This is a genomic window from Okeania sp. SIO3B5 (assembly GCF_010692555.1).
In the GTDB taxonomy this organism is placed as follows: domain Bacteria; phylum Cyanobacteriota; class Cyanobacteriia; order Cyanobacteriales; family Microcoleaceae; genus Okeania.
The window spans coordinates 1-4,381 of record NZ_JAAHHG010000696.1 but is presented as its reverse complement, the minus strand read 5'-3'; the positions used below and the strand labels follow the sequence as shown (position 1 = coordinate 4,381).

The window sequence follows — 4,381 nt, the reverse complement described above, 5'->3', positions numbered from 1 at the left end:
AAATATTATTTCTTTTCTTAGTTGATTAGATATGGTGCAGGTTTCGGAGCCATCCCTCGACCGCTTTTTTCCCCTTAAAAGAGGGTAAGCATTCAGCTATTAGCTCTCAATTCGAGCGCAAAAAAAGGGGGTTTAAATGAATATAGACTTTGGAGCTGACTTTTGTAGTCAGATTTTTCTAGCTCAATTAATAAAACTTTTATCACCTACTAAAAGAAATAGCTGATAGCTGATAGCTGACGGCTGAATGCTTACAAAAGAGGAGGCTTTAAACCAGAATTATTTAATTATTAATAATTAATTATTCAGTAATATCATGTCCGGTTGAACAGTTATAAATAAATGACGGAGGAGTCAGGAGTCATTTCAGTTATCAGTTAGCCTCCTATGGGAGGAACTGCGTTAACAGTACCTCTAGTTCAAGTCAGAGGTTTGAAATATTGAACTTTATTTTCTCTTGTCGATTGGATATGGCACAGGTTTCGGAGCCATCCCTCCCCTTGAAAGGGCAGGAAGCTTGATATAGAATCCGGTTATACAGTATATGTTTATAATTCTATCTACACTTCAATATTAAATCTCCCCATCTCCCCACCTCCCCACCTCCCCATCTCCCCATCTCCCCATCTCCCCATCTCCCCATCTCCCCATCTCATATAATAAGTATTCAACCGGATTCTATATGAGACCTTATTTTCTGGTTAGGAGGAAATAAACAAGAAGAAAGAGGAGGAGAAGGAGAAAGTTTTTTATCACGCTTTTATCCGGACATGATATAACTGATAAAGTAAAATAATAAGCTGAAATTACTGTATAATCAAGGTTTTAAGTTCCATTAATGTCACTTCTGACTTCTGAGTTTTGACTTCTGACTTTAGTGAAACGGTATGATGCCCCCAATTTTTCAACAACCACAGAGAGAAACAATATGACTTCAACCACCCCGCCAAGACAACAACCAACCTATACAGCATCATTGATAGATATTTGGCTGAATAATTTTCAAATCTGGGCACTTCAACATCCAGAAAATATCTTTAGCAAAGTCTTGCTGCCAATAATTATCTTCATAGAAGGCTTAGTAGCAAATCTTCCTACATACCTAGACCAGAAACGCCTAGTTTTAGGACCAAACTTTTGTTGCGCTGGCCAGGTAGTAATGGGCGAATTTGAAGCCATAGAAACAGCACTGACTTCTCCCCAAGCTCGAACATGGCGCTTAGGCACCACCGCACTAGAAGCAAATCATTTGCCTAATCAAGATGTAGGCGGCAGAAACGTTTTCCTACTGGCACTGTCAGACCAAGAAGCAACAGGTAATAATGACCATGAAGCTTTCCGTAGATGTGTACAGGATTATATTCTCAATGACTCCTCAATAGCACGCCAGCAAGATGCGATCGCCAGACAACTTATTGAAAAGTTGGCAACAGATTATACAGATATGCCTCATGGCCCTGGTGGGGCTTTTTTTAGCGAGGATGAACGGGGTTGGAAACGATTTCTAATTGAGTATATTCACTATGTTTTATTTCAGTTAGACCCTAACGATAAGGCTACAATGGACCTCCTCACAGATTTACACTATACACGCCAGGGTACACTACGCTACTTTGCAGGTGTTAGTACTATCTTAGAAGAGTTAAACATATTTGGGCATGGAGGAATTTCAGAGTTGATCGATCAAGCAGCAACCATATATGAAAATTCCCCTGTGTTAGCTAGCTTTAACGAACAGAGCGATGGGTATAATGGCATGACAAGACGAGAACTAGCCAAACTGATGATATCTGTTCTGAGTATAGCAGCTTTACAAGGTCCTCTACATCTTGGTCAAACTGCCATGGGCGATCGGCCTCTTCCTGCTTACAAAGGACGAAATACATCTGAAATTAACCCTACTCATTATTGGGATGAACTCGACCTAGATAACCGAGAATCGGTAGGACTATATCTCCTAGAATGTTCCCGTCTCTGGGCACCCGTTAGTGCCTCCCATAAAGTAGCAACCGATGCTTTTACATTGACAATAGCTGAAAGATATCAAACTTTTCCTGCTGGTACAAAAATATTAATTCCTATGAGTTTAGGATTATTAGACGAGAACTTTTGGGGTCCGACAACCTATCAATTTGATGCCAACCGAGAAAATCTTTGCCCTTACCACATGGGTTTCCATTCTGTAGGCGATCGTAGTGCTGGACGCATCTGTCCTGGTAAAGATGTAGCAATGAATATGCTTATAGATGTCACGATCGCTTTAGGTAAGGTACGACGTTCAACTTTTAGCGCAGAGAACAGGGAACAGGAATAATGCAGGGCTGTTTCATTCTCGATAGACACGGGGATGCGGAGAAACGGAGACACGGGGATAGAGGCTCTTAATTTATGATTAAAAGTTGACTTTTCACCCAAAGAAGTAGAAATGCTCATAACTTTCTCCCAGTCAGGCTTTGAGAGAAGTGCAAAAATTTAGAATGAAACAGCGCTAGGAATAATGGAAGTTGACAAGGTAATTATTCTATGTTAAAAGAAGGTGGAAATTGGGAAAATCACAAAAGTGTTTCCTCCCAAAATGTTGAAAATCTCTGATTTCAAATAAACTCAAAATCAAATAAAATCCTGTGAATTTCCAATCAGTCATAGCCACCTTAAATCAGTTCTGGAGCGATCGCGGCTGTCTCATCGCTCTACCTTATGATACTGAAAAAGGAGCAGGTACAATGAATCCCCACACGTTTCTGCGGGCGATCGGTCCTGAACCTTGGTCAGTTGCTTATGTCGAACCCTGTCGTCGCCCTACTGATGGACGTTATGGGGAAAACCCCAACCGCTTTCAACACTACTACCAATATCAAGTCCTGATCAAACCTTCTCCCAATAACATTCAGGATGTTTATCTAGACTCCCTCCGCGCTCTGGGTATTCGCCCAGAAGACCACGATATTCGTTTCGTAGAAGACAACTGGGAATCTCCCACTCTAGGAGCTTGGGGAGTAGGTTGGGAGGTTTGGCTTGATGGCATGGAAATTACGCAGTTTACCTACTTTCAACAATGTGGTAGTATAGATTGCCGACCAGTGTGCATCGAAATTACTTATGGTTTAGAACGCCTTGCTATGTATCTCCAAGAAGTAGATGCGATGACAAAAATAGCTTGGACCGATAACATAACTTATGGAGACGTTTATCTTCAGGGAGAAATTGAACAATGTACCTATAATTTTGAGGCATCTAATCCTGAGTTTTTATTTACTCTCTTTGGTCTCTATGAAAAAGAAGCCGAACAACTAACAAAACAAGGATTAGTCTTACCAAGTCTTGATTACGTTCTCAAATGTTCTCATAGTTTTAACTTACTTGATGCTAGAGGGGTAATTTCTGTCACCGAACGCACTCGTTACATTGGCAGAATTCGTAATCTAGCACGCAAAGTCGGTCAACTTTATTTACAACAACGGGAAAGTCTTAACTTTCCATTGCTGAAAGCTAACCCAGAGGATCGGGCTAGAGCAGTAGCTTAATGAAGTCATAATTCAAAAGTCAAAAGTCAAAAGTCAAAAATTATTTTTGTAATGAGGATTTGAGCAAGCCTGCAAAAACATTTCGCCAATCAAGTCAAAGCGGGGTTTTAGACCCAATTATTTTGACAGGATTTAGGCATTTTTCTGACACAAACACTATATTTACCATAGTGCGATAGTTTTTATCTTCTATATGTAGTGCTTTTGCGTAAGTCCTGTCTGATAAACTTAAACTTTGAACAAAAAAAGCAAAAACTACCACCAGAGAAAGAAATGGAAATCAGAGAATATTTAGAACCAATAGCTGACATATTCCGCAATTTCGGTACACCAGAACCAATTGTACATTGGGGACATCCATTGATGATGGCGATCGTTGTATTTGTTATGGGTAGCTTTGTGGGCTTTACTGGATGGCGTAGACGAGTAGTTACTGATGAAGCCATAGCTGTTGAAAGTGCCTCTAACCACCGTAAGATGGCACCATTTATGTTTTTATTTATGGCATTAGGTTATACGGGTGGAATATTATCTCTAGTGATGCAAGAACAGCAAATATTTGAAAGTCCTCATTTTTGGACTGGTTCGGCAGTATTGGCGTTACTGGCAACAAATGGTTTTATCTCCGTAACAAAATTTGGTGGAAATCAAGCTGTATTGCGGACTGCTCACGCTTACCTTGGTAGCATCGCACTTTGTATCATGTTTGTTCATGCAGTGTTGGGTTTAAGAGCAGTAATAGTTTCCCAAAAACCTTGTCAAACCTTTCTATAAGTTCTAATATATAGTCAGTAAAGTTTGATAAGGTATGAAAAAATATGTCACGCCATGCATAGGCGGCAGGGTATTATGGTGTC

3 protein-coding genes are annotated in these 4,381 nt (G+C 40.2%); all 3 read left to right on the top strand.

Features of this window, described 5'->3' with window-relative positions; translation table 11 throughout:
* The first annotated feature begins 928 nt into the window (after positions 1–928).
* Positions 929–2,314 carry a cytochrome 450 gene (locus F6K54_RS41065; RefSeq protein WP_293090255.1) on the top strand — a complete coding sequence of 462 codons (1,386 nt, stop codon included), beginning with the start codon at positions 929–931 and terminating at the stop codon, positions 2,312–2,314.
* Positions 2,315–2,624: 310 nt separating this feature from the next.
* Positions 2,625–3,524, top strand: coding sequence for a glycine--tRNA ligase subunit alpha (gene glyQ / locus F6K54_RS41060; protein ID WP_293090253.1), 900 nt, complete (start codon positions 2,625–2,627; stop codon positions 3,522–3,524).
* 273 nt (positions 3,525–3,797) lie between these two features.
* Positions 3,798–4,298 (top strand): DUF4079 domain-containing protein, encoded by a 501-nt coding sequence (locus F6K54_RS41055; protein WP_293090251.1) that lies wholly within the window; start codon positions 3,798–3,800, stop codon positions 4,296–4,298.
* Positions 4,299–4,381: the final 83 nt, after the last annotated feature.

What these genes read in the sequence shown, in the direction of transcription:
- F6K54_RS41055 (WP_293090251.1), top strand. Translation starts at nt 3,798, where the DNA reads ATGGAAATCAGAGAATATTTAGAACCAATAGCTGACATATTCCGCAAT.
- F6K54_RS41065 (WP_293090255.1), top strand. Translation starts at nt 929, where the DNA reads ATGACTTCAACCACCCCGCCAAGACAACAACCAACCTATACAGCATCA.